Source organism: Actinocatenispora rupis, from assembly GCF_016861975.1.
In the GTDB taxonomy this organism is placed as follows: Bacteria; Actinomycetota; Actinomycetes; order Mycobacteriales; family Micromonosporaceae; genus Actinocatenispora; species Actinocatenispora rupis.
In genome coordinates, this window is the sequence record NZ_BOMB01000047.1 from 62,165 (window position 1) to 88,319 (window position 26,155).

The window sequence follows — 26,155 nt, forward strand, 5'->3', positions numbered from 1 at the left end:
GATCGACACGACGGGGGAGGTCCGCCATGGGCCACGTGTTCCGCAAGGGGGAGATCGGCCGCAGTCCCGGCGGCACCCTGACCTTCGAGGGCGGACGGTACGGGGCGGACGTCTCGTTCTTCCTGCTCGACGCGGAGGCCGGGCACGGACCGAAACCGCACACCCACCCGTACGGCGAGGTGTTCGGGCTGCGCTCGGGTGCGGCCCGCTTCACCGTCGGGGACGCCACGGTCGAGGCCGGGCCGGGCGACATCGTGGTGGCCGAGCCGGGCGAGCCGCACGGCTTCGTGAGCCTCGGCCCGGACCGGCTCGACATGGCGTGCATCCACGCCCACGGGCACATGGTCACCGAGTGGCTGCCCGAGCAGACCTGACCGGCGTCAGGCCAGCGCGGCGCGTTCGGCGGCCAGCCAGCTCCGGTACGCGGTGACCTGCGCGTCGCGGTCGGCGTCGGTCCAGCCGAGCAGCGGCGCGACGATGGCGGCGATCTCCGGTGCGGCCGCCGCACCCCCGTCCGGCGTCTCGAACGACACGTGCGTACGGTGCCACAGCAGGTCCTCCAGCGTCGTCGCACCCTCGTGCGTCACCGCGTACGCGAACTCGGCGGCCAGGTGCCCGCCGGCCCCCGGCACCACCCGTACGCCGTCGTCGCCTCCGGCGGCGAGCACCTCCTCGGTGAGCGCCCCGTACCGGCCGACGAGCCGCGGCACGTCGGACTCGGCCACGCCGTACCGGGTGGCGAGCTGCGCGGCGCGGTGCGCCACCGTGTGCCAGCCTGGCGTACCGACCAGCGGCAGGTCGGCGGTCTCCGAGCGCGGCACCTGCCGCCCCAGCCCCGCGGTCGCGGCGTCCACCGCGTCGGCCGCCATCGCCCGGTACGTCGTGTACTTGCCGCCCACGATCGTCACCATGCCCGGCGGGCCCGGGACGACCGAGTGGTCGCGGGACAGCGCGGAAGTGGTGTCGGCGTCGCCGGCCGGCGCGAGCAGCGGCCGCAGCCCGGCGAACGTCCCGACGATGTGCTCGCGCGCGACCGGCCGCCGCAGGTACCGGTTGATGTTGCGGAGCAGGTAGTCGATCTCGGCCGGCTCGGCCCGCGGCGACGCCAGATCCCCCTCGTACGGGGTGTCGGTGGTGCCGAGCATCCAGTGGTCGAACCACTTCCGGATGATGATCACCGAGTCCTCGGCCCGCGCGAAGATCCCGGTACTCGACTCCAGCGCCTCCGGCGCGAGTACCACGTGGACGCCCTTCGCCGGGGCCACCCGGAACGTCTCGGCGCCGGCGAGCCGCTGGATCGCCGCCGACCACACCCCGGCCGCGTTGATGACGCTGCGGGCCGCGATCCGATGCCGCTCCCCGGTCGTGGCGTCGGCGACCACGACCCCGGCCACCCGCTCGCCGTCGCGTACCACGTCGACCACGCGGGCCCGGGTGAGCACGGCGGCGCCCAGCGACGCGGCGGTACGGGCCAGCACCATCGTGTGCCGCGCGTCGTCCACCCGCACGTCGTAGTACTGGATGCCGCCGCGGACGCGGGCCGGGTCGAGCGCCGGCGCGACCCGCAGGGCGCCGCGGCGCGAGTAGTGCCGGTGGTGCGGGATCCCGCGGCGCGACACCGTCATCGCGTCGTACAGCGCGACACCGGCCCCGATGTACGGCCGCTCGTACGCCCGGGTCAGCGGGTACAGGAACGGTTCGGGCTTCGCCAGGTAGCCGCACAGCCGGTTGACCATCAGGTCCCGCTCGTGCAGCGCCTGGTTGACCAGCTTGACGTTCAGCTGCTCCAGGTACCGCAGACCGCCGTGGAACGTCTTGCCCGAGCGTGACGAGGTCCCGGCGGCCAGGTCACCGGCCTCGACGAGGACCACCGACAGGCCGCGCGCCGCCGCGTCCAGCGCCGCGCCCGCCCCGGTCGCCCCGCCCCCCACCACGACCACGTCGTACGTGCCGGCGGTGGCGTCGGCGAGGTGCCGGGCCCGCTGCGCGGGGGAGAGCGCGGATGCGTCGGTCATGCCGGGGTTCCCGTCTGTCGAGGTGCCGTGTGCGGTTCCGTACCGTGGCCGGCGAGTACGCGGCGGCGGTGGTGTTCGTCGGGGCGGGCGTCGAGCGCGTCCGCCGACGCCGCCGACAGGTACGCGGGCCGGCCGACCGCGAGCACGCCGGCGAGTACCCGGGCGGCCTTGACGGACATCGCGGTCACCTGGTGCACCTCCTCGGCGGACGCGCCGAGCGCGACGATCCCGTGGTTGCCCAGGTAGATCAGCTTCGGCGGGGTGCCGTGCGCGTCGAGATGGTTCCGCAGCCCGTCGCGTACGGCCCGGCCCAGCGCCAACCCCGGCTCCGCGTACGGGACGAACAGGGCGTGCCGGCCGCACACCACCACCTGGTCGGGGAACAGGTGCCCGGCCACCAGCTCGCCGGCCCGGTCGGAGCACAGCAGCGCGTTCACCGCCGTCGGGTGCGTGTGCCCCACGTACGCCGCGCCGCACAGCGCGATCCCCAGCGCGTGCAGCATCGTCTCGATGGACGGCGTGGCCGCGCCCGCCTCGCCGGCACCGGCCAGCCGCGCCGCGACCGCCGCCTGGTCACCCGGGTCCAGCGCGCGGTCGTCGACCACCGCCATGACCTCGTCGGTACCCATCCGGACGAAGCTGTCGGCGGTCACCGCACCCAGCGGTACGCCGCTGGCCTTGACCGCGAAGCTGCCGTCGCCCAGGTCGGCGGACGTGTTGCCCTCGCCCAGGATGACCAGGTCGGCGGCCGGATCGGCGAGCCGGTGGGACAGGTCGAGCAGGGCACGGGGTGTGCTCACCGGGTCCTCCGCGGTGGTCGGGGCGCCGCGGTACGGCGCAGGATGTCGGTCAGGCCGGTCGGCCCGGCCAGATGGTCGCGCAGTGCCTGCACCGCGCCGAGCCGTTCGCCGTACGCGGCGTGCCGGTCCGGGTCCGGCGCGAACGTGGTGGCCGTACGCCGACCGGTCGGCGCGACCGCGGCGAAGTCCGGCCACACACCGGTGGCGACCCCGGCGAGCAGTGCCGCACCGTGCGCCGCGCCGTGCCCGGCCACCGGTACCCGGACCTCGCGGCCGAGTACGTCGGCCTTGACCTGCGGCCAGTGCCGCGAGCGGGCGCCGCCGCCGAGCGCGGCGAGCGGACCGCCGGCACCGAGTACGGCGTCGACGGCCGCGAGGTCCGCGCGCAACGCCAGTGCCGTCCCCTCGTACGCGGCGAGCAGCAGGTCGCCGGCCGTCACGTCGAGGTCGAGCCCGACGATCGCGCCGCGCGCGCCGGGATCCCACACCGGGGTCCGCTCGCCGAGCAGCGACGGCAGCAGCGCCAGCCGCCCGGGACGTTCCGCCGGTACCTCGGCGTCGAGCACGTCGGCCGCGTCGTACCCGGTCACCCGGGCCACCCAGTCCACCAGCGCACCCGTACTGACCTGCGCGGTCAACAGCAGATCCGTCCCCGGTACGCAGTGCCGCACGTGGATCATGCCGGGCACGTGCGTGCCGCGCGGGACGGGGCGCAGCGAGACGGTGGAGAAGCCGGTCATCTCGGCGACGCCGTCACCCGGGGTCAGCAGCCCGGCCTCCAGCGCGGCGCCGACCGCGTCGATCGCCCCCGCCGCCACCGGCGTACCGGCGGGCAGCCCGGTGGCCGCCGCCGCGTCCGCGGTGACCGTACCGACGACGGTCGTGCAGGTGACCGCGTCGCCGAGCAGCTCGACGGGCACTCCGGCGGCACGTACCGGATCGGCGAAGCCGGAGTCCCAGCCGGTGAAGAACGACGCGGTGCTCTCGTCGAGGCTGTCCATGCCGGTCAGCCGCCGCACCACGAACGCGTTGGCGCACAGTACGGCGTGCGCGTCGGTCAGCGCACCGCGGCGGGACCACCACAGCAGCTTCGCCGTCCCGAAGTACGGGTCGGTGCCGTTGCGGCCGGGTGGCAGCGCAGCGGCCAGGTCCGCGGACTCGGCGGTGGCGCGGCGGTCGGCCCAGGTGAGCGCCGGCGCGAGCGGCGTACCGGCCGCGTCGACCGGGACCATCGTCGGCCCCTGGCTGGTGACGGCGATCCCGGCCACCGGCTCACCCGGCCGTACGATCCGGCGCAGCGCGGCGGTCGCCGCCGACCACCACGCGGTCGCGTCCTGTTCGGCGCCGAGCCCGGCCAGCGCCGTCGGGTACCGCACGGCGGCGTCACGTACCAGCCGCCCGCCGTCGTCGACGACGACCGCCTTGAGCCCGGTCGTGCCGACGTCGATCCCGATGGTGTGCAGAGCGGACCCCCAACATCTCGGATCGGATGTGCGATTTCTCAGGCACCGTAACGCGGGCGATCCCCGACCTCAAGAGGTGGTACGCCGGGTGATCGGCGCTCACGCGCGGCAACCGTACCGAGGGAATGTCAAGATCCTTGGGATTGGGGGCTGGACAACATCACATCCTCCGTGTGAGATTCGACGGGCGCACCACCCGGAAACCCGCACGTCACCCGTCCGACACGAAGGAGATCCGTGCGCACGCGCCTGATCCTGTCCCGGCACGGGCAGACCACCTGGCACCGCGAGAACCGGTACGCGGGGGTCAGCGACGTCGACCTGACCGACACCGGTCGGCGGCAGGCCGAGGAACTGGGGGAGTGGTGCCGCCGGCACCGCCCCGACGCCCTCTACGCCTCCCCCGTACGCCGGGTGCAGGAGACGATCGCCCCCGCCGCCGCCGCCACCGGCCTGCCCGTACACACCGAGGACGGGCTGCGCGAGGTGGACTTCGGCGTCGCCGAGGGCCGCACGCTCGCCGAACTGGACCCGAGCGTGGCCGCCGGGTTCCGGGCCGACCCGGAGGCGTACCCGTTCCCCGGGTCCGAGCCACCGTCGGACGCCGCGCACCGGGGCGCCGCCGCGCTGCGGGCGATCGCCGCCGAACGCCCCGGCGCCGACGTACTCGTGGTCGCGCACAACACGCTGCTGCGGCTGGCGCTGTGCGCGCTGGTCGGCCTGCCCGCCGGGCGGTACCGGGACGTGTTCCCGCGGCTGGACAACGGTGCGCTGAGCACCATCGCGCTGTCCGCGGACGGCAGCGGCGGTGCCGCCATCGAGAGCTGGAACGTGCCGCTCGCCACCCCCATCACCAGGAGGACCTGATGGCACCACCACCCACGTCGGGGATGAGCCGGCGTTCGCTGCTGCGCGGCCTGGGCGCCGCGGGGGTGGCGGCCGCGGCCGCACCGGCGCTGGCCGGCTGTGTCGTGGAGAGTGCCGGCAGTGCCGGCGCCGGCTCCGGCAGCGCGGCCAACGAGGTCACCGGCGCGTTCGACTGGAAGCGCGCCAAGGGCACCACGATCCGCATCCTCCAGACGCCGCACCCGTACCAGCAGAGCTTCGCGCCGCTGCTGAAGGAGTTCACGGAGCTGACCGGGATCACGGTCGTGCCCGAACTGGTCGCCGAGGCCGACTACTTCACCAAGCTCAACACCGAACTCGCCGGCGGCGCCGGCACCCACGACGTGTTCATGACCGGCGCGTACTTCATCTGGCAGTACGGGCCGCCCGGGTGGATGGAGGACCTGTACCCCTGGGTGCAGAACTCGTCCGCGACGAGCGCCGAGTACGACTTCGAGGACATCTACGAGGGGCTGCGCACCTCGACCCGCTGGGACTTCAAGACCGGCTCGCCGCTGGGGTTCGGCGGACAGTGGGCGATCCCGTGGGGCTTCGAGACGAACGTCGTGGCGTACAACAAGGCGCTGTTCGACAAGCGGAAGATCAAGCCGGCAGAGACGTTCGACGACCTGATCCAGCTGGCGCACGACCTGACCGACCGGAAGAACAACCGGTACGGCATCGCGTTCCGTGGCTCGAAGTCATGGGCCACCGTGCATCCCGGCTTCATGACCCAGTTCACCCGGGAGGGCGGCAAGGACTTCACCGTGTCCGGCGGGAAACTGACCGCCGCGATGAACTCGCCGGCCGCGGTCGACTTCACGAAGAAGTGGGCGGAACTGGCGAAGGCGTCCGGGCCGAGCGCCTGGCCGACGTACGACTATCCACAGTGCACGATGGACCTCGGCAACGGCGTCGCCGCCATGGTGTACGACGCGGACTCCGCGACGTACCCGAAGAACAAGCCGGGGGCGAGCAAGGAGGCCGGGCACCTCGGCTGGCACACCGGCCCGGCCGGCAAGGACGGCAGCTACGCCACGAACCTGTGGACCTGGTCGCTGGCGATGAACTCGGCGTCCAAGCACAAGCTCGCCGCGTGGCTGTTCATCCAGTGGGCCACCGGGAAGCAGGCGATGTCGAAGGCGGTCAAGCAGGGCGCGTTCGCCGACCCGACGCGCAAGTCGGTGTTCGACGGGTCGTTCAAGCAGACGCTCGGCGCGTTCCCCGGCTACCTGGAGACGTTCGAGAAGGTGATCGGCTCGACGAAGATCCAGTTCACGCCGGAGAAGCAGTTCTTCGACGTGGCGGAGAGCTGGGCGGTCGGGCTCCAGCAGATCTACTCGGGCGCGGACGCGAAGTCCACTTTGGACAAGGTGGCCGCCACCGCGACGAAGGCCGTCAAGGGCTGACGGGGGGCGGACGATGAGCGCACTGTCCGACGAGACGGCCGCGCCGCCGAGCGTACCCGCCTGGCGCCGCGGCATCCGGCCGTACCTGCTGTCCATCCCGGCACTCGCCGTCGTGGTCGGCATCCTGTATCCGTTCCTGTCCGGCGCGTGGTACTCGCTGCTGGACTACTCCGCCGGCAACACGCACGTGAAGTCGGTGTGGTTCGCCAACTTCGCCGACGTACTCGGCGATCCCGGGCTGTGGCGCAGCGTCGGCGTGACCATCGAGTACGCGCTGCTCGCGACGGTCGTGGAGACCGTGCTCGGTGTCGGCGTCGCGTTGCTGCTCAACCGGTCCACCCTGATCGGCCGGGTACTGGAGAAGGTGCTGATCCTGCCGTTGATGGTCGCGCCGGTCATCGCGGCCACCATGTGGAAGCTGATGTTCGACACGAACTTCGGCATCCTCAACCACGTGCTCGGCCTCGGCCACACGTACAACTGGCTGAGCAAGGACCACGCGCTGTTCTCCGCCGTCCTGGTCGACGTGTGGGTGTACACGCCGTTCGTGGCGGTCCTGGTACTGGCCGGGATCCGTTCGCTGCCAAGGGAACCGTTCGAGGCGTCCGATGTGGACGGTGCGAGCTGGTGGTACATGTTCCGCCGGCTGATGCTGCCGATGATGTACCCGTACATCCTGGTCGCGGTGATCTTCCGGCTGATGGACTGCCTGAAGATCTTCGACATCATCTACGCGCTGACCGCCGGCGGGCCCGGCACCGTGACGACCACCCTGCAGATCAACGCGTTCGAGGACTCGATCATCCACTTCGACTACTCGCGCGGTAGCACGTACATGTTCCTGTTGTGGGTGCTGGTGTTCGTGGCCGCCCGGTTCCTCGTCGGGGTGCTGACCAAGGCGCAGAAGCGCGCCGCCGGAACGGAGGGGTGATGGCACGACGTGTCCTCGGGCCCGGCCAGAAGCGGGTCAGCGCCGGCGGCGTCGCCGCCGACACCGTCACCGTGCTGTGGTTCGTCTTCGCGCTGTTCCCGATCGTGTGGATGTTCCTGCTGTCGTTGAAGAACAACGTCCAGCAGACCTCCACGTACTTCGGGTTCACGCCGACGTGGACGAACTACCTCACCGTGCTCGGCAGCAAGGGCGAGCAGCTCACCAGCGTCGACTTCAAGTCCGCGGTGCTCACCAGCGTACTGGCCTGCGCCGGCGCGACCGCCGTGTCGCTGGTGGTCGGCATCCCGGCGGCGTACGCGGCGGGACGCTGGAAGTACAAGGGCTCCGAGTCGCTGATGTTCCAGATGCTGTCGTTCCGGTTCGCGCCGGAACTGATGGTCATCGTGCCGCTGTTCGTCATCTACCACTACCTGCACCTGTTCGACACCACCGTCGGCCTGATCTGGGTCCTGCAACTGGTGACGATGCCGCTGGTCGTCTGGATCCTCCGCTCGTACTTCCAGGACCTGTCACCGGAACTGGAGCAGGCCGCGCTGCTCGACGGGTACACCCGGGTGCGCGCGTTCTTCACCGTCGCGCTTCCGTTGGTACGGCCCGGGATCGCGGCGGCGGCGCTGCTGGCGTTCATCTTCGCCTGGAACAACTACATCTTCCCGCTGATCCTCACCGACTCGAACGCCACCACGGTCACCGTCGCGGTGACCAAGTTCCTCGGCGGCGGCGGCCAGGCGTACTACAACCTGACCGCGGCGGCGGCGCTGCTGGGCGTGCTGCCACCCCTGGTGCTGGCGCTGTGCATCCAGCGGTACCTGGTCCGCGGGCTCTCCTTCGGGGCGGTGAAATCCTGATGGCAAGCCTCACCCTCGACGGCATCACCAAGTCGTACGGGAAGACGCGGGCGCTGACCGAGCTGTCACTGACGGTCGCCGACGGCGAGTTCTTCGTCATCCTCGGCCCGTCCGGCGCCGGCAAGACGACCACGCTCAAGTCCGTCGCCGGGCTCGAACCGATCGACGCCGGGACCGTCCACATCGGAGGGACGGACATGACCGGGGTCGAGCCGTACCGGCGGAACGTGGCCATGGCGTTCGAGAGCTACGCGCTCTACCCGCAGAGGACGGTGTTCGACAACCTCGCCTCGCCGCTGCGGTCCGGCCGGACCGGCACGTACACGGCGGAGCAGCAGCAGAAGCGGATCGGCGAGGTGACCGACACGCTCGGCATCTCGCACCTGCTGCAACGCTTCCCCCGCGAACTGTCCAACGGGCAGCGGCAACGCGTCGCGCTCGGCCGGGTCCTCGTCCGGCCCGCCGGCGCGTACCTGCTGGACGAGCCGCTGTCGCACCTGGACGCCAAGCTGCGCGCCGCGATGCGCGCCGAACTCAAGCAGCTCGGCGCGATGTCCTCCACCACCACCCTGTACGTCACGCACGACTACCAGGAGGCGCTGGCGCTCGGCGACCGCATCGCCGTACTGCGCGCCGGTCGCGTCGTCCAGGTCGGTACGGCGGCGGAGATCTGGTCCCGGCCGGTGGACACGTTCGTCGCCCGCGCGCTCGGCCAGCCGGAGATGACGCTGCTGTCCGCGACCGTCCACGATGGACGGATCCGTACCGCGGACGGCGCGGTCGACGTGGCCGCACCGACCGGCCTGCCCCGCGGTGACGTACTGCTGGGGCTGCGGCCGCGGGCGGTGGGCCTCGGTCACCGCGACGACGCGCTGACCGTCGACGGCACCGTACGGCTGGCGGAACGGTTGGGGCGCCTCGTCGAGCTGACCGTCCGAAGTGGAGACACCGACGTCGTCGCGGTCGTCGAGAGCGCCGCCGCGCCGGCCGAGGACAGCACCGTGACCCTGTCCGTACCGACCGGCGAGGTGCACGTGTTCGTCGGTGACCGCCGCTGGGGATCCCTGGCGGGCAAGGAGGACCACGATGCCTGAGCCCCTGGTCCTCGACCGGCTGCGCAAGACGTACCGCACCCGCGGGCGCGAGCCGTTCGAGGCGGTACGCGGGATCGACCTGGACGTCGCGGCCGGTGAACTCGTCGCGCTGCTCGGCCCGTCCGGCTGCGGCAAGACGACCACGCTGCGGATGATCGCCGGGCTGGAGACCGTGACGGCGGGCGACATCCGCATCGGCGGTAAGTCCGTACCGGACCTGCCGCCGGGCAAGCGCAACCTCGGCGTCGGCTTCGAGAGCTACGCGCTCTACCCGCCGCTCACCGTGCGCGAGAACCTGGCGTACGGGCTGAAGGCGCGCAAGGTCCGCGACGCCGACGCCCAGGTCGACACGCTCGCCGCGCGCCTGGAGATGACCGAACTGCTGCCGATGCGGCCGTCCGGGCTGTCCAGCGGCCAGAAGCAGCGGGTCGCGCTGGCCCGCGCGCTCATCCGCAAGCCACCGGTACTCCTGCTCGACGAGCCGCTGTCGCACCTGGACGCCTCGGCCCGCCAGCGCGTCCGCCGCGAGCTTCGTACGCTGCAACGCGAGTTCGGGTACACGACGATCGTGGTGACGCACGACCAGCTGGAGGCGCTCACCCTGGCCGACCGGATGGCGGTCATGGACGCCGGTGTGATCCAGCAGTTCGGCACGCCGGACGAGATCTTCGACGACCCGGCCAACCGGTTCGTCGCCGACTTCGTCGGGGAGCCCACCATGAACCTCGTCGACGGGGTCGTCGAGCGCCGCTCCGGCGGCACCGTCGTCCACCTCGGTACGGCCGGGTTCCTCGCCACCGCGGCCACCGGCGCCACCGACGGCGCGACCGTGACCGTCGGCGTACGCCCGCAGGACTGCGTGTCCGCCGACGACGGCGCCGGCCTCGGCTGCACCGTCCGCGTCTTCGAGAACCTGCTGGAGTACGGCATCGGCACGCTCGACGCCCCCGGGGTCGAGGCGCCGCTGGTGGCGCAGACCGTGCCGGACGCGGGCTGGAGTACCGGGGACGCGGTGCGGATCGCGGCGCCGCCCGAGCGGGTGTACCTGTTCGACCGCACGTCCGGCGAACGGATCCGCTGACCCCGTCCGGTTGTCCCCTGCTCCGACCGCCCGCCCCCTGTGGCTCCGGGTGATCGGAGCAGGGCAGCGGCAGAGCGGAGCTGGCGCCGGGCGATCGGTGCAGCGGGAACCGTGCCGCCGGTGTCAGACCGGGGCGGCGACGATCAGCTCGATGTCGTGCTGGCGTACCTCGGCCTCGTCGTCCGGGTCGAGCCCGGCGTCGGTGACGAGCAGGTCGAAGTCGTCGAGCCGGCCGAGCAGGTGCGGCGCCGGCCGCCCGAACTTCGCGTGGTCGATCATCAGCACCGTACGCGCCGCATGCTCGATCATCGACCGGCGCACCATCAGCGTCGCCTCGGACCGGTGGTAGCAGGCGCCGTCGAGTACCGCGGTGGTCGACATGAACAGCACGTCGGCGTGCAGCGCGCGCACCGCGTCGATCGTCTGCACGCCGTAGCAGCCGTCCTGGATCCGCTGGTACTGACCGCCCAGGACGATCAGGTCCACACTGGACACCTCGCCGAGCTGCGCCACCACCGGCAGGAAGTTCGTCGCCACGGTCAGCGGCGCGCGCTCGATGAGGTGCGGCACGAGCGCCATCGCGGTCGTACTGTCGTCCAGGAACACGGTCTGCCCCTGGTGCACCTCCGCCGCCGCGGCCGCCGCGATCGCCGCCTTCTCCAGCCGCATCGCCTTCGTACGGTCCGGGACGCTCGCGGTCAGCAGCGCCGACGGGTTCGCCGTCGCGCCGCCCCGCAGCTTGATCAGCCACCCCTCGGTGACCAGCGCGTCGAGGTCCCGGTGCACGGTCATCACGCTGACCCCGTACGCCCGGGCCAGCTCGTCGACCCGCGCGAAACCGTCCGCCAGGATCTGCCGCCGGATCCGCTCACGCCGCTCCAACGGCGCCACCCGACCGTTGTCCACCTCCGCCACGCCCCCAGCGTACGGCCAGGGTAGGCCGGCCGGTGACACCCGGGGGCGCCGCGCCTCAGCCGTCCGCAGGCTCCTGACCGCTCAGCGGCAGGCAGGCTCGTGCACCGCTCAGCGGTCGGGAGGCGCTTGGAAGGCGATGAACCGGGCGCCGAACGGGTCGGCCACCCCCACCATCCGGCCGAACGGCGTGTCCCACGGCTCGCGGAACACCTGCCCGCCGAGCTTGCCGACGGTCGCCGCCGTACCGTCCGCGTCGGCCACGCCGAAGTACGTGAGCCAGCGGGGTGGCGGGTCGTCGGCGGTGGCGAGCCGGCCGCAGACCTCCCGGCCGTCGGTCTTCCACACCGTGTAGTCCATGGTCACGTCTGGCAGCGGGTCCTGCGCCTCGTACGAGAAGACCGCCTGGTAGAAGCGGTCCGCGGCGGCGCCGTCCGCGGTGACCAGCTCGCACCAGCCGACCGCGCCCGGCTCGTCGCGCCGCGCCGCGCCGACGAACCCCTCCGCCTGCCAGAAGCCGATGCCCGCGCCGGTCGGGTCGAACACGTACGCCATCCGGCCGGAGCCCGGGATGTCCATCGGACTGAACGCCACCCGGCCGCCGGCACGTTCCGCGGCGGCGAGCGCGGCGTCCACGTCCGGGGTCGACAGGTACACGCCCCAGACGGGCGGCATGTCCTCGCTGCCGGGTGGCGGCGGCGACAGCGCGGCCACCGGCGCGCCGTTCAGCATGCACATCGTGTAGTGGCCGAACTGTTCACCTTGGTCGACGAAGGTCCACCCGAACACCGGCCCGTAGAAGTCCTGGGCGGCCCGCGGGTCGGCGACCGTGACGTCCGACCAGCAGGGCTCACCCTGCGCGTACGTGCTGCGCTCGGCCATGGTGCCCTCCGATCCGCTCGGTTCCCCGGACCAGCGTGCCACCGGCGCCGGGCCCGCGGGCCGCGTTCGGCGAAGCCGGCGCGCCACCCGCCGTACGATCGGCGGTGTCCCACCAGCGCGGCCGGTCGCAGGGCCCCGGCCGGGGGGACCGGAACGGGGGCGGCGATGAGCAACCTGGACACCAGACCGGACGAGGTCGTCTGCGGCGGACGCCGGGCGGTGCCGGCCGAGCCGGTGCACGAGACGCTGCCCGGCCGCGAGGTACTGCTGGGGGAGAGCACCGTGGTGCGCCGGCTGCTGCCGACGCTGGGCCGGCGGCTGGTCGGCGCCTGGTGCTTCCTCGACCACTACGGCCCCGACGACATCGCCGACGCGGCCGGGATGCAGGTGCCGCCGCATCCGCACACCGGGCTGCAGACGGTGAGCTGGCTGCTCGACGGCGAGGTGCTGCACCGCGACAGCCTCGGCTCGCTCGCCACGATCCGGCCGGGTGAGCTGGGCCTGATGACCGCGGGCGCGGCGATCGCACACTCCGAGGAGTCGCCACCGGTGCATCCGGCGCTGCTGCACGGCACCCAGCTGTGGGTGGCCCTGCCCGACGCGGACCGCCACGTACGTCCGGCGTTCGAGCACCACCCCGACCTTCCCGTACTGACCGAGCGGGGTCTCAGCGCCACCGTGCTGCTCGGTACGCTGGCCGGCGCCACCTCGCCGGGCACCACGTACACGCCGCTGGTGGGGGCGGACCTGACGCTGGCCGCCCGCGCCGCGACCCGGCTGCCGCTCGAACCGGACTTCGAGTACGCGGTGCTGTCGGCGGCCGGCGCGGCGGAGATCGACGGCGCGCCGCTCGCCCTCGGCGCCCTGATGTACCTCGGCACCGGCCGTACCGAGTTGCCGATCCGTACCGACGCGGCGGCGCGGCTGCTGCTGCTCGGCGGCGAACCGTTCGCGGAGCAGATCGTGATGTGGTGGAACTTCGTGGCCCGCAGCCACGACGAGATCGCCGCGGCGCGTGCCGAGTGGGCCGACGGCGGGCGGTTCGGCACCGTGCACGGCTACCACGGCGAGCGGCTGCCGGCGCCCGCGCTGCCCGCCACGCAGCTCAAGCCCCGCGGCCGTACCCGCTGACGCCCCGACAGCACCCGGAAGGAACGGAAACCGCTGATGACCAGCACCGTCGTGGACCGCCCCGACACCACCCGGTACGAGATCCGCGTGGACGACGCGACCGCCGGGTTCGTCGAGTACCACCTGTTCCGGGACGAGATCGCGTTCCTGCACACCGAGATCGACCCCGCGTACGAGGGGAAGGGGTTGGGCAGCCAGCTCGCCCGGTACGTGCTGGACGCCGCGCGGGAGCGGCACCTCGCCGTCCTGCCGTACTGCCCGTTCATCCGCGGCTGGATGACCCGGCACCCGGAGTACCTCGATCTGGTACCGGACGGGCAGCGGGCGCGTTTCGGGCTCTGATGCGGGCAAACCGTGATGCGGCCCCCGAGCGAGGCCGCGCCGCGGTATGTATGGGGGAGGTCATCGAGGAGGCGGCGATGGAGCTGTCCGCGGGCACCTACCGGTTCGGCGCCGACCAGGGCGTCATGCGGATCCGCACGTCCCGCACCGGCCTCGGCCGGCGCGCCGGACACGACCTGCTCATCGAGGCGGAACGCTGGTCCGGCAGCGCCCGCATCGGCGACGGGTACGAGGTGGAGGCGGAGATCGACGTGACCTCCCTGGCCGTACGGGAGGGCACCGGCGGCATCAAGCCGCTCACCGACCACGACCGCAAGGAGATCGCCACCACGATCCGCGGCGCGAAGCTGCTCGACGCGGCGCGGCACCCGGCGATCACGTTCCGGTCCAGCGGGGTGCGCGGTGACGCCGACGGCTTCGACCTCGACGGCGAACTCACCATCGCCGGTACGCCCCGGCCCGTCACCGTGCACGGTGTGCTGGGCGCCGACGGGCACGTCCGGGGCAGCGCCACGGTCACCCAGACGAAGTGGGGGATCAAGCCGTACACGGCGTTTCTCGGCGCGTTGAAGCTCGCCGACGACGTCACGATCGACTTCGACACCGCGCTGCTGCCGACCTGACGCGGTCCTGTCGCCGGTCCGGTTACGGCACGCCGGTGATGCCGCCGTCGACGCGCAGGTCGATGCCCGTGATGTACCCGGCGAGCGGACTGGCCAGGAACGCCACCGCCGCCGCGATGTCCTCCGGCGTACCGAGTCGCCCGGCCGGATTCGGCGCGTACTCCCGCGCCAGCTTCGGCTCCAGTTCCGCCCAGGTGGTCGGGCCGGGCGCGTCGGCGAGGAACATCTCCCGCATGCCGTCGGTGACCACGACGCCCGGACTCACCACGTTCGCCGTGACGCCGGTGCCGGTGAGGTCCTTGGCCAAGGTGTTGGTCAGGCTGACCACCGCCGCCTTCGCCGCCGAGTAGTCGACCAGGTTCGGTTGCGGCGCGGTCGCCGTACGGCTGCCCAGGTTCACGACGCGGCCCCAGCCGTCCGCGCGCATCGCCGGCACCAGCGCGCGGATCAGCCGTACCGCGGAGACCACGTTGCCGTCGAAGGTCGCCGCCCACGCCGCCGGATCCGCCGTCCGCCAGTCCCGTTGCGCGACCGGACCGGCATTGTTCACCAGGATCCGCACCCCGAACGCCTGCGCCGCCGCGGCCACCTGCTCGGTCTGCGCCGCGTCGGTCAGGTCGCCGAGCACCACCTCCGCCGTGCCGCCCGCGGTACGGATCGCGTCGGCCACCGCGCCCGCCCGGCCCGCGTCCCGGCCGTGCACCAGCACCCGGCACCCCTCCGCCGCGAGCCGGTGCGCCACCGCCGCACCGATCCCGCCGCTGCTGGCCGTCACCAGCGCCCGCCGTCCGTTGAGCTGAAGATCCATACCGGCCACGCTAACGCCTCCCGCCGCGACCCGCCCGGCGACCGGCACGTGCGTCACACCACGATCCTCGGATCCCTCGTACCGACGGGAGTCGGCTCTGCTACGGGCAACCGGGACCGTCCCAGGTGGACAGTCGGGCGGGTGGTCGTGCCGGTGCCGCCCATCCGATCCGATCACGGTACTGCCGTTGCGGCGCCGCGGTCCCGTGGCCTCGGTGCCGCGAGACTCTTCCGGCGTGGCAACGGAAGCGTCGTCGTCGCAACGGAACGCTCCGGTGGCAGGGCAGCGAGAGTCCGTTGCGGCGCCAGGAAACGCCGCTGTGTCAGTACATCGGATGCTGCGGAACGAGAGTCGTCGCCGGGCAACGGACACCGCCGGCCACAGTGGACGGACGGCGCCGACCGCAGTCGGCGGAAACCAGTGCGCGGCGGAAGTCGTTGCCGCGCAACGAGTTGCGGTCACCGACCGTCCGGGTGGATCCCCTGGGGGATCCACCCGGACACCCGTACTCAGGCCAGCGCGGGCGCTCCCGTACGGCGGCCGGCGAGGACGGCGCCCAGTGCCGCGAGGGCCGCCATCGCCAGGTCGAGCGGGAGTACCGCGGCGGTGGGGTGTGCGGTGGAGGCGAGCAGGTTGACGAGGACACCGCCGACGCCGACCATCAGTACCTGGCCGAGCAGGTCGCTGATCTGCATGGCCGAGGAGTTGAAGCCGCGGTCGGCGACCGTGGACGCGTCGAGGGTCAGGACGCTCGCCGACGAGACGCCGAGCCCCATCCCGGCGCCGGCGATCGGCAGGACGACCAGCGCCGCCCAGGCCGGGCCGCCGGGCGCGGCGATCAGCGCGACACCGGCCAGTCCGACCGCCAGCAGGACGAATCCGGCGCGCAGCAGGACGGTGCGCGACAGGTCCCGCCGCCTGCCCTGCCAGGCCGAGGCCAGGCACCAGCCGAGCGCGCCGACGGTCAGCGGCAGCCCGGCGGCCGCCGGCGGGTAGTGGTGCACCGCGGTCAGCGTGAGCGGCACGTACGCCAGGACCGCGAAGTAGCCGCCGGACAGCAGTCCGCGCGACAGGATCGCGGTCGGCAGTCCGGGGCGCGCCCGCAGGGTGCCGGCGGGCAGCAGCCGCCGCGCCGACGGTACGAGGGCGCCGAGCGCGACGACGCCGACGACGAGCGTCACCGCCGACGGGTGCTGCGCGGCGAACGTCAGCGCGGACAGGCCCACCGCGGCGCCGAGCGCGGCCAGCGGCAGCCCACGCCGTACCGGGGTCGCGCCGTCGCGTTCCTCGGCCGGCAGCCGGCGCAGTACCGGCACCAGGATCGCGAGTCCCAGCAGTACCAAGGGAACCAGGCCGAGGAAGACCGGCCGCCAGCCGGCCTGCTGGGTGACGACCCCGGCGACGGCCGGGCCGATCAGCGCGGGCAGCACCCACGCCGCGGACAGCGCACCGTACGCCGCGGGCCGGTCCCGTTCCGGGTACACCGCGCCGATCAGTACGGTCACGGCGACGACCTGGGCACCGGCGCCGAGACCCTGCAACGTACGGCCCAGCAGCAGCAGCGGCATCGACACCGCGGTGCCCGACACGACGAGGCCGACCACGAACACCGCCGGGCCGGCGATCATCGACGGTACCGGCCCGCGCAGGTCGCAGATCCGCCCGGACAGCACGCACGCCACGACACTCGCGGCGAGGAACGCCACGAACGGCCACGCGTACCAGGCGCCGCCGTGCAGGTCGCCGACGATCCGCGGCATCGCCGTGTTGACGCCCATGTCCTCGAACGCGGCGAGCGTCACGAGCAGCACGATGCCGATGGTGGGGCCACGGCGGTCCGGCGCCCAGAGCGCGCTGGTCCGCCGTACCGGAGTCTCGGTCGCAGTCACCCCTGAATCCTCGAACCTCAAGCGCGCTTCAGGTCAATGCGTGCGTCGATGATCCGCCCCACAGCGGCGCCGTCAGGTTACGGCGCGACCACGTCCGCGAGCCGGTCGACCTGGTCCAGGTCCGCCGTCGCCGGATCGAAGTACAGCTCGGTGAAGCCGGCGTCGGAGAACGCCCGCACCGCGTCGGCCACCGCCGCCTCCGTACGCCGGGCGCCGGACGCGATCCGCTCCGCGTACTCCCCGGTGAAGCCGTAGTAGCGGCGCAGGTACGCCCACGAGTCGGCCTCCGCGTCCGGGCCGAGCGCGAAGTACGTCAGGGCGGCCAGCCGCGGCTCACCGTCGCGGCCCGCGTCCCGCCACGCGGTACGGATCCGCTCGGCCAGCGGCGCGGCCTGCTCCGGCGGCGCGCCACCGATCGTCCACCCCGCACCCCACTCGACCGTACGGCGGATCGCGGCGTCGCTGGTGCCGCCCACCAGGATCGGTACCCGCCGGTCGTTGACCGGGATCGGGCACACCGCCTCCTCGCCGCCGGCCACCGGCTCACCCCGCCACGCCCGGTGCATCAGGTCCAGCCCGGCGTCGAAGTCACGCCCCCGGGTACCCGGGTCGCGGCCCACCGCGGCGAAGTCGTCCGGCCGCCCACCCACGCCGAGCCCCAGCGTGAGCCGCCCACCGGACAGCTGGTCCAGGCTCGCCGCCGTCTTCGCCAGCAACAGCGGCTGGTACACCGGGGCGAGCAGGATGTTCGTCGTCAGCCCGATCCGGCTCGTCGCGCCCGCCGCCACGGCCAGCGCCGTCAGCGAGTCGTACGACGGGAAGACGACGCGGTCGATGGTCGCCAGCGCGGCGAACCCGCGGTCCTCCGCCCGACGCGCCCACTCCACCAGGCGTACTCCGGGCGTGTCCGGTACCGGGTTGGGCAGTCCGATCCCGATCCTCATCCCCACGACCTCCCACGGTTTCGGCATCGCCGGCGCCGTCGCCGGCCTACCGTGCAACTGTGACACCACCCGGGCCGGACGCGGGGCGGATGCGCCGGTTGGTCGACACCGCGCGCGTCGCGCGGCTCGCCACCGTCGACGCCGCCGGCGACCCGCACCTAGTACCGGTGTGCTTCGCGCTGCTCGGCGACACCGCGTACTCCGCCGTCGACGCCAAGCCGAAACGGACGACCCAGCTCCGGCGCGTCGCGAACCTCCGCGCCACCGGCCGCTGCTGCCTGCTCGTCGACCGGTACTCCGACGACTGGTCCGCGCTGTGGTGGGTACGTCTCGACGGCACCGGCCGGATCGTCGACGACCCCGGCGAGACGGCACGCGCACTCGCCGCGCTCACCGCCCGCTACCCGCAGTACGTCGCGGCGCCGCCCGGCGGGCCCGTCCTCGCCGTCGACGTCACCCGCTGGACCGGCTGGACCGCCACCCCCTGACGGCCGCGCCGGATGGCCCGCTCAGGACCAGTCGTACCCGGAGCGCAGCGCCGCGGCGACCCGGTCGAACCGGGCCCGGTCGAGGATCGCGCCCTCACGCCGGATGCCGTCCTCGCGCATCGTCAGCACCCGGTCCAGCCGTACCCAGCTGGGCCGGTGGTCGCGGTCCCACTCGCCCGGACCGAGCGCGAACCAGTGCCGCTGGCCGTCCCGCGCGCTCTGGCTGGACAGCATCAGCCCGAACAGCGTCCGGCTCCACCGGCCGACCACCAGCACCGGGCGGTCCTTGCCCTGCCGCGGATCCTCCTCGTACGGCACCCACGTCCACACGATCTCGCCCGGATCGGCGCGCCCGTCCAACTCCGGCGCGTACTCCAGCCGCCGCCGGCGCAGCGCGCCGACCTGCCGGCGCCGCGCGACCCGCGCGGGGGAGGGTACCGGCGCGCCCCGCCGTCCGAGCCGCCCGACCACGCTTCTCCACAGGTTCGCCACGGCCGGCACCCTACCCCGCCCCCGCGCCACCGCCCCCGCGCGCCCGCGCGCCCGCGCCCCGCGCAAGCCGCCCCTGCGTCACCGCACCGGCACTCCGTCACGTCACGGTGGCCTGGCGGCTCCGCGTATGCCACCGCGTCACTGCTCCTGCGTCACCGCATCGGCATGCCGCCATGTCACGGTGGCCCGGCGGCCCCGCGTATGCCACCGCGTCACTGCTCCTGCGTCACCGCACCGGCACTCCGTCACGTCACGGTGGCCTGGCGGCACCGCGCATGCCGCCGGCCATCAGGCCGCGAGTACTCCGGCCCGGGGCACCGCGTCGTCGCCAGACACGCGGGCTGGCACGGCGTCGCCAGCCGCGCCGGTACGGCACCGTGGCCCCGCACCGCTCGGGTACCTCGGCCGGGTGGGCCACCGGGCAGGTCCTAGACTGCCGGGATGCATGCGGTGACCGGATGGACGACCCCGCCGCTGCCGCTGTACGGGCAGGACCACGACCGCGGCGACCTCGCGCCCTGAGACGCCGCCGCGCCGCCCTCGTCGCGGCGCCGCCGTCGCCCCGTTCGCCCGAGCCGTAAGGGATCCCGCCATGCCGCGTACCCTGCTGTCCGCTCCCGAGGCCGTACGATGACCGGCCCGCTCGCCCCGACCGTCCGTGTCCTCGGCCGCCGGCACGTACCGCGGCTGCTGTCCTCCGCGCTGCTCGGCCGGCTGCCGACGGGCATGGCGGCGCTGGCGATCCTGTTGCTGGTCCGCGACCGGGGCGGCGAATACGGCCTCGCCGGGCTCCTCTCCGGCCTGTACGCCGCGGGCGGTGCGCTCGGCGGCCCGCTGCTCGGCCGCGCGATCGACCGGTACCGGCAGGGGCCGGTGCTGGTGGGTGCGGCGCTCGCGGCCGGGGTGGGTTTCGCCGCGCTGGGCCTGGTGCCGATGCGTGGGTGGCCGCCGCTGGCGGCGACGCTGCTGGCGGGCGCGGCGACGCCGCCGTTGGAGTCGTGCCTGCGGGTGCTGTGGCCGCGGGTGGTGTCCGCCGATCTGCTGCACCCCGCGTACTCGCTCGATGCGGCGGCGCAGGAGATCCTGTTCGTGCTGGGCCCGCTGGTCGTACTGGGGTCGGTGGCGGCGTTCGGCCCGGCGGGCGGGGTGGTCGTGGCCGCCGTACTCGGTGTGGCGGGGGTGGCGCTGTTCGCCACGGCCGGACCGTCGCGTACCTGGCGGGGTGAGCCGACCGCGCGCCGGCATCCGGCGGGGCCGCTGCGGTCGGGCCGGCTGGTCCGGTTGCTGGTTTCGTTGCTGTTGACCGGTTTCACGCTCGGTACGTTCGCCGTCGGCAGCACCGCGTACGCGGAGCACGCGGCGGGGCGGGGTCTTGCGGGCTGGCTGATCGCGGCGAACGGGCTGGGCGCGTTGATCGGCGGCGTCGGGTACACGCTGGTGCGGCCGGGTGCGGACCTGTCCCGCCGGCTGCTGGTGCTGTCGGTGGCGCTGGCCGCGGGCTACCTGCCGCTGGCGCTGCAACCCGCGCCGCCGGTGATGCTGGCGCTGTGCGTGCTGTCCGGCCTGTCCCTTCCCCCGGTACTCGCGTGCGGCTTCGCGATCGTGGAGCGGGTGGCGCCGGAGGGCACGGTGACGGAGGCGTTCACGTGGGTGGTCGCGGCGTTCGGGGTCGGGAACGCGGCCGGTGCCACGCTGGGTGGCGTCCTCGTCGACCGGTACGGCGCGGTCGCCGCGTTCCTGATCGGGGCCGGTACGGCCGCGCTGGCCGCGGTCACGGTGGCGCGCCGGCTGGTGCCCGCCCGGCCCTGACATGACGCGGACCCCGCCGGTGTGGCGGGGTCCGCGGCGTCGGGCTTCGGATCAGTCCGGGATCGGGCGGCGCAGCGAGTAGGTCACCGCGTGCAGCCGGTGCGGCTGCCCGACCAGGATCGCGGCCCGGTCGTACGACTGCCAGCCGGCCTGGCCGGCCCGGTTGAGGTGGCGGAGGTCGTCGAACCGCTCGTCGGTTCCCCACCGGGCCACGCCGTCCGGGTGGTGGAAGTTCGCGGTCCAGTCCATGTACTTGTCGGCCCCGAACGTCCCGGTGGACTTGTATTCGAGCCTGGCATATTCCCATCGCGTCACCGGTTCATCATGCCGCAGCGCCACAACGCCCGCACCGTACCGACCCGCCGGACCCGCACCGGCTCGACCCGGTACGTACGCGAAGATTTCTTCCGAGTGGTCTGTTCTCTTCGCAACGATCATGGCAAGGTGTCCTCGTACCGCGGCGGCCCGTGCGCCGGTGCCCGCCGCTCGTCCTGGCGTACGAGAGGGCGGTGGCGGATGGGATCCCGACCGGTGGCGACGGTGGGCGCGCTCGCGGTGGCGTGCCTGGTGCTCGGCGGCTGTGTCAGCGCCAAGCACGCGGCGGGGGCGGGCGACCCGCAGCGCAACGCGGACGCGAAGCACGCCACGCTGACCATCTCCACGAACGCGATCTCCGGCGGCAAGAACGCGCAGGAGGCCGACTGGATCACGAAGGAACTGATCCCGGCGTTCGAAAAGGCCGAGAAGGCCAAGGGCAGGAACGTCACGGTCAACTACCAGGCGAACGGCATCGACGACGCGAAGTACGGCGAAAAGCTGGAACTGTCGCTGAAGGCCGGCGGCGGCCCGGACCTGTTCGTGGTCGGCGGCGACTCGATCGCCACGTACGCGGCGGCCGGCTACATCGCGCCGCTGGACAAGGTCGTCGGCGGCGAGGCGAACTCGTGGACCGGCTGGAAGCAGGTCGACGCCGCGGTCAAGAAGAACGTGTCGATGAACGGCCGCTACTACGCCGTCCCCAACGGCGTCGACGGCCGCGTCCTGTACTACAACAAGAAGCTGTTCGTGAAGGCCGGGCTGCCGGCCGACTGGCAGCCGACGAGCTGGGCCGACATCCTCGCCGCCGGCCGCAAGCTGGCGACGTTGTCCGGGGTCACCCCGATCCAGATCAACGCCGGTACGCCGATGGCCGAGGCCACCACGATGCAGGGCTTCCTGCCGCTGCTGGCCGGTGCCGGCGCCGAGATCTACGACGCCAAGGCGAAGAAGTACCAGGGGGACACGAAGGCGGTGCGCGACGTGCTGTCCTTCTACCGCACCCTGTACCGCGGCGCGAAGCTCGGCGACCCGCGGCTCCAGCAGGACCCGAACGGCCGCGACGAGTCGTTCACCGAGTTCTCCCAGGGCAAGCTCGGCATCATCGGCGAGAGCGACTACCTGTGGCGTTCGGTGGTGTGCCCGACGAAGTCGGTGTGCAACGCGACGGCCATGCCGGACCGCAACTCCACCGTCGGGTACGCGATGATCCCGGCCGAGCGGCCGGGTAGCGGCGTGGGCGGCCAGGACTTCGTGAGCATGTCGGGTGGCGGCGGCTTCACCATCAACCCGCACACGAAGTACCCGCAGCAGGCGTGGGACCTGCTGACGTTCATGCGGTCGGCGACGCAGATCAAGGCGCAGCTGGGCAGCACCGTGCAGATCACCGCGAACAAGCAGGTCAACGACGAGATCCTGGCGCGGGATCCGGCGCTGAAGTTCATCGCGGACAAGGTCATCCCGATCACGCGGTTCCGGCCGAGCGAGGAGCACTACACGTCGGTGGGCGCGCTGATCGAGGAGGCGACCGGGCAGGTGGTGGCCGGCAAGCCGGTCGACGAGGTGGCGAAGGCGTACCAGCAGGGTGTGGTGAAACTTGTCGGCGCCGACCACGTCAGCTCGAACTGAGCGCCGCCCGGCGGCCGACGTCGCCGGGCTCGGTACCGGGCGCGCGGTGCTGTTCGTCGCGCCGGCGCTGGCGCTGATCGCCGCGTTCCTGGTGTTCCCGGCCCTGTGGACGCTGTACCTGGGGGTCCTCAAGTACGACCTGGCGGGCAGCAACGCGGCGGCGCCGCAGTTCGTCGGGCTGGGCAACTACCGCGACGCGCTGACCGACCCGCGGTTCGCGAACTCGCTGCTGCTGACCGTCGCGTTCGTCGGGCTCTCCGCGGTACTCGGGCAGAACGTGCTCGGCTTCCTGCTCGCCGCGGTCCTGCGCGACGCGGCCTCCTGGGTACGCGGGGTGGTGAACGCGGTGGTGCTGCTGGCGTGGATCCTGCCCGGCACCGTGGTGGTGTTCCTGTGGCAGGCGCTGCTGGACCGCGGCGGCGGCACGCTCAACGCGCTGCTCGGTACGCCCGGCGCGGCCTGGACGTTGGACCACCCGCTCGCCACGATCGTCGCGTTCAACATCTGGCGCGGCACCGCCTTCTCCATGCTCCTGTACTCCGCGGCCCTCGGCGCCGTGCCCCGCTCCCAGCTGGAGACCGCCCGCACGTACGGGGCGGGGCCGCTTCGTACGCTGCGGGACGTGGTGTTGCCGCACATCCGCGGGCACGTGCTCACCAACACGCTGCTCATCACGCTGTGGACGTTCAACGACTTCGCGCCGTACATGCTGACCGGCGGCGGCCCCGACCACCGTTCCGAGACCCTCCCGGTGTACGTCTACCGCACGTCCATCGAGGGCGGCGCGCTCGGGTACGGCTCGGCGATCTCGCTGATCATGCTGATCGTCAACCTCGCCATCGCGCTGTTCTACCTGCGCCTGCTGCGCCGGCGGTCGGCGTGAGCGCCCCGGCCGTGCTCGCGCGGCGCGCCATGGCCCGCGTCGGCCTGTACGTGTTCGTCGGCCTGGTGCTGGTGTTCTTCGCGCTTCCGTTGGTGTGGCTGGTGACCACGCCGTTCGCGCGGACCCCGTCGTACCGGGTGCCGGCGCCGAGCTTCACCCTGCACAACTTCCGGATCCTGTGGGACAACCCGTACGCGGTCCGCTCCATCGGCAACTCGCTCGTGCTGGCCGGCGGCACCGCCGTGCTCGCCGTCGTGTTCGCCGGCACCGCCGCGTACGCGCTGTCCCGGGTACGGCTGCCCGGCCGCGACGCCGTGCTGTACGCGGTGCTGCTGCTGTCGTCGATCGTCACCGGCACCGCGGCGATGGTGCCGATCTTCCTGATGCTGTTCCAGCTCGACCTCATCGACAACCGGCTCGCCCTGGTCCTGGTACTCACCGGCGGGCTGCTGCCCTCGGCGATGTTCATCCTCAAGGACTTCATGGACACCGTGCCCCGCTCGTACGAGGAGTCGGCGCGGGTGTTCGGGGCGAGCCCGTTCCAGATCCTGCGGCACGTCGTCGCCCCCGTCGTACGCCCGGGGCTGGCCACGATCGCGGTGTGGGCGGTGGTGCAGGTGTGGGGCAACTTCCTGCTGCCGTACATCCTGCTGCACGACCCGGCGAAGCAGCCCGCCGCGGTCATCATGTACACGTTCTACGACGAGGGCGGCCAGCCCAACTTCGCGCTCATCTCCACGTTCTCGCTGCTGTACTCGGTGCCGGTGGTGCTCTGCTACCTCGTGGTGAACCGGCGGTACGGTTTCCGGTTCCAGGGAGGGATCAAGGGCTGATGGCGGGCATCGGGCTTTCCGGCGTGACCAAGACGTACCCGGGCGGGGTGACCGCGGTCGACGGCCTCGACCTGACCGTGCACGACGGCGAGTTCTTCGCGCTGCTCGGCCCGTCCGGCTGCGGCAAGACCACGCTGCTGCGCACGATCGCCGGCCTGGAACAGGCGAGCGCCGGCACCGTGTCCATCGGCGACCGGGACGTCACGCGGCTCGCGCCCGGCCAGCGCGACGTGGCGATGGTCTTCCAGGACTACGCGCTGTTCCCGCACATGACCGTCCTGGACAACATCGCGTACCCGTTGCGCGTCAAGCGAATCCCGCGCGCCGCCCGGCACGACAGGGCGCGGGAGGTCGGCGCCGGGCTGGACCTGGCCGACCTGATGGCGCGCCGCCCCGCCGAACTGTCCGGCGGCCAGCAGCAGCGCGTCGCGCTCGCCCGCGCCGTCGTCGCGCACCCGAAGGCGTTCCTGTTCGACGAGCCACTGTCCAATTTGGACGCCCGGCTGCGGCTGTCCGCGCGGACGTTCCTCAAGCGGCTCCAGCGCGACCTCGGCATCACCACCGTGTTCGTCACCCACGACCAGGCCGAGGCGCTGGCCATGGCGGACCGGATCGCCGTCATGGACGCCGGGCGCATCCGCCAGGTCGGTACGCCGCGCGAGGTGTTCGGCCGCCCCGCCACCTCGTTCGTCGCGCACTTCATCGGCTCGACGCCGATGAACCTGCTCGACGCGACCGTCACCGGCGGCCGTCTCACCCTCGCCGCCGGCACCCTGCCCTGCCCGGCCGACCTGCCCGACGACACCCGCGTCACCGTCGGCATCCGCCCCGAGTACCTGACGTACTCGAAGGATCCGGTCGAGGACGCGCTCGCCGGTACCGTCGGGATCGTCGAACACCTGGGCAGCTCGTCGCTGGTCACGCTGGAGACCGACGGCGCCGCGCCGGTCGGCGTGGTCGTCGAGGAGGGCGCCGAACCCGAACCCGGTACGCGCGGCTGGGCCGTGCCGCGCCCCGGCCGCGTCCTGCTCTACCGTGCCGGCGGCGGTGACCTGCTGGCCTGACAGGATGGCGGCATGTCACGCACCGGCCGCATCGTCCTGCTCAACGGCACCACCAGTTCCGGAAAGTCCAGCATCGCCCGGGAACTGCTCGCGCGCCTCGACCCGCCGTGGTTCCATCTCGCGGTCGACGCGTTCGGTGCGATGCGGTCGGTTCCGGCCACCGACCGGCTCACGGCGGACGAATGGCCCCAGGTCGCCCGGCGTACCCGGGCGGGCTTCCACCGGGCGGTCGCCGGGATGGCCGCCGCCGGCAACGACGTCGTCGCCGACCACGTCCTGTCCGAGCCGTGGCGGCTGGCCGACCTGCTCGACGTGTTCGCCCCGTACGACGTGCTGTTCGTGGGCGTGCGCTGTTCGCTGGCCGAGCTGGAGCGGCGCGAGCGGGCGCGCGGGGACCGGCAGCCGGGCGCCGCGCGCGCCCAGTACGAGGTGGTGCACGCGCACGGCCGGTACGACCTGGAGGTGGACAGCGGTGTACTGGACGCCGCCGCGTGCGCCGACCGGATCGCCGCCGCCCTCGCCGAACCCGCCACCGGGCCGGGGGCGTTCGCGGCGTTACGCGCC

Annotated in this window: 27 protein-coding genes; 17 read left to right on the plus strand and 10 right to left on the minus strand. The window is 73.0% G+C overall.

What is annotated here, in order from left to right:
- Positions 1–26: 26 nt before the first annotated feature.
- On the plus strand, positions 27–374 hold the full coding sequence (locus Aru02nite_RS33010; RefSeq protein ID WP_203664195.1) for a cupin domain-containing protein: 348 nt from the start codon (positions 27–29) through the stop codon (positions 372–374).
- 6 nt (positions 375–380) lie between these two features.
- Here Aru02nite_RS33010 and Aru02nite_RS33015 read toward each other — a convergent pair whose 3' ends face one another.
- The 3 genes from Aru02nite_RS33015 to Aru02nite_RS33025 are packed head-to-tail and all read right to left on the minus strand — an operon-like array spanning position 381 to position 4,320.
- Entirely contained in the window at positions 381–2,015 is a 1,635-nt protein-coding gene (locus Aru02nite_RS33015) for a glycerol-3-phosphate dehydrogenase/oxidase (RefSeq protein WP_203664197.1), read from the minus strand.
- Positions 2,012–2,815, minus strand: coding sequence for a class II aldolase/adducin family protein (locus Aru02nite_RS33020; protein WP_203664199.1), 804 nt, complete (start codon positions 2,813–2,815; stop codon positions 2,012–2,014). Before Aru02nite_RS33020 ends, Aru02nite_RS33015 begins: the two co-directional genes overlap by 4 nt.
- Complete coding sequence (locus tag Aru02nite_RS33025; RefSeq protein ID WP_308446291.1) at positions 2,812–4,320, minus strand: xylulokinase; 1,509 nt, start codon at positions 4,318–4,320, stop codon at positions 2,812–2,814. Before Aru02nite_RS33025 ends, Aru02nite_RS33020 begins: the two co-directional genes overlap by 4 nt.
- Positions 4,321–4,515: 195 nt before the next feature.
- On the opposite strand from Aru02nite_RS33025, the gene Aru02nite_RS33030 reads away from it, so the two are divergent.
- From Aru02nite_RS33030 to Aru02nite_RS33055, 6 genes are read left to right on the plus strand one after another with little or no spacing between them, the layout of a single operon-like run.
- Positions 4,516–5,145, plus strand: coding sequence for a histidine phosphatase family protein (locus tag Aru02nite_RS33030; RefSeq protein ID WP_203664203.1), 630 nt, complete (start codon positions 4,516–4,518; stop codon positions 5,143–5,145).
- Positions 5,145–6,572 (plus strand): extracellular solute-binding protein, encoded by a 1,428-nt coding sequence (locus Aru02nite_RS33035; RefSeq protein ID WP_203664205.1) that lies wholly within the window; start codon positions 5,145–5,147, stop codon positions 6,570–6,572. The genes Aru02nite_RS33030 and Aru02nite_RS33035 overlap by 1 nt, the downstream gene beginning before the upstream one ends.
- A gap of 13 nt (positions 6,573–6,585) precedes the next feature.
- Entirely contained in the window at positions 6,586–7,503 is a 918-nt protein-coding gene (locus Aru02nite_RS33040; protein ID WP_203664207.1) for a carbohydrate ABC transporter permease, read from the plus strand.
- Complete coding sequence (locus Aru02nite_RS33045; protein ID WP_203664209.1) at positions 7,503–8,372, plus strand: carbohydrate ABC transporter permease; 870 nt, start codon at positions 7,503–7,505, stop codon at positions 8,370–8,372. The genes Aru02nite_RS33040 and Aru02nite_RS33045 overlap by 1 nt, the downstream gene beginning before the upstream one ends.
- Entirely contained in the window at positions 8,372–9,466 is a 1,095-nt protein-coding gene (locus Aru02nite_RS33050) for an ABC transporter ATP-binding protein (protein ID WP_203664211.1), read from the plus strand. Before Aru02nite_RS33045 ends, Aru02nite_RS33050 begins: the two co-directional genes overlap by 1 nt.
- Positions 9,459–10,547, plus strand: a complete 1,089-nt coding sequence (locus Aru02nite_RS33055; RefSeq protein ID WP_203664213.1) for an ABC transporter ATP-binding protein — start codon at positions 9,459–9,461, stop codon at positions 10,545–10,547. The genes Aru02nite_RS33050 and Aru02nite_RS33055 overlap by 8 nt, the downstream gene beginning before the upstream one ends.
- Before the next feature lie 123 nt (positions 10,548–10,670).
- Here Aru02nite_RS33055 and Aru02nite_RS33060 read toward each other — a convergent pair whose 3' ends face one another.
- Together Aru02nite_RS33060 and Aru02nite_RS33065 are read right to left on the minus strand one after the other, a co-directional pair.
- Positions 10,671–11,462: a DeoR/GlpR family DNA-binding transcription regulator gene (locus Aru02nite_RS33060; protein WP_203664214.1), complete on the minus strand. Its 792-nt coding sequence runs from the start codon at positions 11,460–11,462 to the stop codon at positions 10,671–10,673.
- Positions 11,463–11,570: 108 nt separating this feature from the next.
- Positions 11,571–12,341 (minus strand): VOC family protein, encoded by a 771-nt coding sequence (locus Aru02nite_RS33065; RefSeq protein WP_203664216.1) that lies wholly within the window; start codon positions 12,339–12,341, stop codon positions 11,571–11,573.
- Between the two features lie 165 nt (positions 12,342–12,506).
- Between Aru02nite_RS33065 and Aru02nite_RS33070 the strand changes: the two genes are divergently transcribed.
- From Aru02nite_RS33070 to Aru02nite_RS33080, 3 genes are all read left to right on the plus strand, one after another.
- Positions 12,507–13,472 (plus strand): pirin family protein, encoded by a 966-nt coding sequence (locus Aru02nite_RS33070; RefSeq protein ID WP_203664218.1) that lies wholly within the window; start codon positions 12,507–12,509, stop codon positions 13,470–13,472.
- A 36-nt stretch (positions 13,473–13,508) separates the two neighbouring features.
- Entirely contained in the window at positions 13,509–13,814 is a 306-nt protein-coding gene (locus Aru02nite_RS33075; RefSeq protein WP_203664220.1) for a GNAT family N-acetyltransferase, read from the plus strand.
- A gap of 77 nt (positions 13,815–13,891) precedes the next feature.
- The gene (locus Aru02nite_RS33080) at positions 13,892–14,437 is read left to right on the plus strand and encodes a YceI family protein (RefSeq protein ID WP_203664222.1); all 546 of its coding nucleotides are present in this window, start codon (positions 13,892–13,894) and stop codon (positions 14,435–14,437) included.
- Between the two features lie 22 nt (positions 14,438–14,459).
- On the opposite strand, the gene Aru02nite_RS33085 is transcribed toward Aru02nite_RS33080, so the two are convergent.
- The 3 genes from Aru02nite_RS33085 to Aru02nite_RS33095 form a co-directional block, all read right to left on the minus strand.
- Positions 14,460–15,245, minus strand: a complete 786-nt coding sequence (locus tag Aru02nite_RS33085; RefSeq protein WP_203664223.1) for an SDR family NAD(P)-dependent oxidoreductase — start codon at positions 15,243–15,245, stop codon at positions 14,460–14,462.
- A 509-nt stretch (positions 15,246–15,754) separates the two neighbouring features.
- Positions 15,755–17,134: an MFS transporter gene (locus tag Aru02nite_RS33090; protein WP_239077103.1), complete on the minus strand. Its 1,380-nt coding sequence runs from the start codon at positions 17,132–17,134 to the stop codon at positions 15,755–15,757.
- Between the two features lie 77 nt (positions 17,135–17,211).
- Entirely contained in the window at positions 17,212–18,078 is an 867-nt protein-coding gene (locus Aru02nite_RS33095) for an LLM class flavin-dependent oxidoreductase (protein ID WP_203664224.1), read from the minus strand.
- A 59-nt stretch (positions 18,079–18,137) separates the two neighbouring features.
- On the opposite strand from Aru02nite_RS33095, the gene Aru02nite_RS33100 reads away from it, so the two are divergent.
- Positions 18,138–18,566 (plus strand): TIGR03668 family PPOX class F420-dependent oxidoreductase, encoded by a 429-nt coding sequence (locus Aru02nite_RS33100; RefSeq protein WP_239077104.1) that lies wholly within the window; start codon positions 18,138–18,140, stop codon positions 18,564–18,566.
- A gap of 21 nt (positions 18,567–18,587) precedes the next feature.
- On the opposite strand, the gene Aru02nite_RS33105 is transcribed toward Aru02nite_RS33100, so the two are convergent.
- The gene (locus tag Aru02nite_RS33105) at positions 18,588–19,058 is read right to left on the minus strand and encodes a type II toxin-antitoxin system PemK/MazF family toxin (RefSeq protein ID WP_203664225.1); all 471 of its coding nucleotides are present in this window, start codon (positions 19,056–19,058) and stop codon (positions 18,588–18,590) included.
- A gap of 630 nt (positions 19,059–19,688) precedes the next feature.
- Between Aru02nite_RS33105 and Aru02nite_RS33110 the strand changes: the two genes are divergently transcribed.
- Positions 19,689–20,867, plus strand: a complete 1,179-nt coding sequence (locus tag Aru02nite_RS33110; RefSeq protein WP_203664226.1) for an MFS transporter — start codon at positions 19,689–19,691, stop codon at positions 20,865–20,867.
- Positions 20,868–20,918: 51 nt separating this feature from the next.
- On the opposite strand, the gene Aru02nite_RS33115 is transcribed toward Aru02nite_RS33110, so the two are convergent.
- Positions 20,919–21,182, minus strand: a complete 264-nt coding sequence (locus Aru02nite_RS33115) for a hypothetical protein (protein ID WP_203664227.1) — start codon at positions 21,180–21,182, stop codon at positions 20,919–20,921.
- Positions 21,183–21,383: 201 nt separating this feature from the next.
- Between Aru02nite_RS33115 and Aru02nite_RS33120 the strand changes: the two genes are divergently transcribed.
- The 5 genes from Aru02nite_RS33120 to Aru02nite_RS33140 form a co-directional block, all read left to right on the plus strand.
- Positions 21,384–22,811 carry an ABC transporter substrate-binding protein gene (locus tag Aru02nite_RS33120; RefSeq protein WP_203664228.1) on the plus strand — a complete coding sequence of 476 codons (1,428 nt, stop codon included), beginning with the start codon at positions 21,384–21,386 and terminating at the stop codon, positions 22,809–22,811.
- Between the two features lie 46 nt (positions 22,812–22,857).
- The gene (locus tag Aru02nite_RS33125) at positions 22,858–23,694 is read left to right on the plus strand and encodes a carbohydrate ABC transporter permease (RefSeq protein ID WP_203664230.1); all 837 of its coding nucleotides are present in this window, start codon (positions 22,858–22,860) and stop codon (positions 23,692–23,694) included.
- Positions 23,691–24,527, plus strand: a complete 837-nt coding sequence (locus Aru02nite_RS33130) for a carbohydrate ABC transporter permease (protein ID WP_203664232.1) — start codon at positions 23,691–23,693, stop codon at positions 24,525–24,527. The genes Aru02nite_RS33125 and Aru02nite_RS33130 overlap by 4 nt, the downstream gene beginning before the upstream one ends.
- On the plus strand, positions 24,527–25,591 hold the full coding sequence (locus Aru02nite_RS33135) for an ABC transporter ATP-binding protein (RefSeq protein WP_203664234.1): 1,065 nt from the start codon (positions 24,527–24,529) through the stop codon (positions 25,589–25,591). The genes Aru02nite_RS33130 and Aru02nite_RS33135 overlap by 1 nt, the downstream gene beginning before the upstream one ends.
- 12 nt (positions 25,592–25,603) lie before the next feature.
- Positions 25,604–26,155: chloramphenicol phosphotransferase CPT family protein (locus Aru02nite_RS33140; RefSeq protein ID WP_203664236.1), on the plus strand; the 552-nt coding region annotated here is incomplete at its 3' end.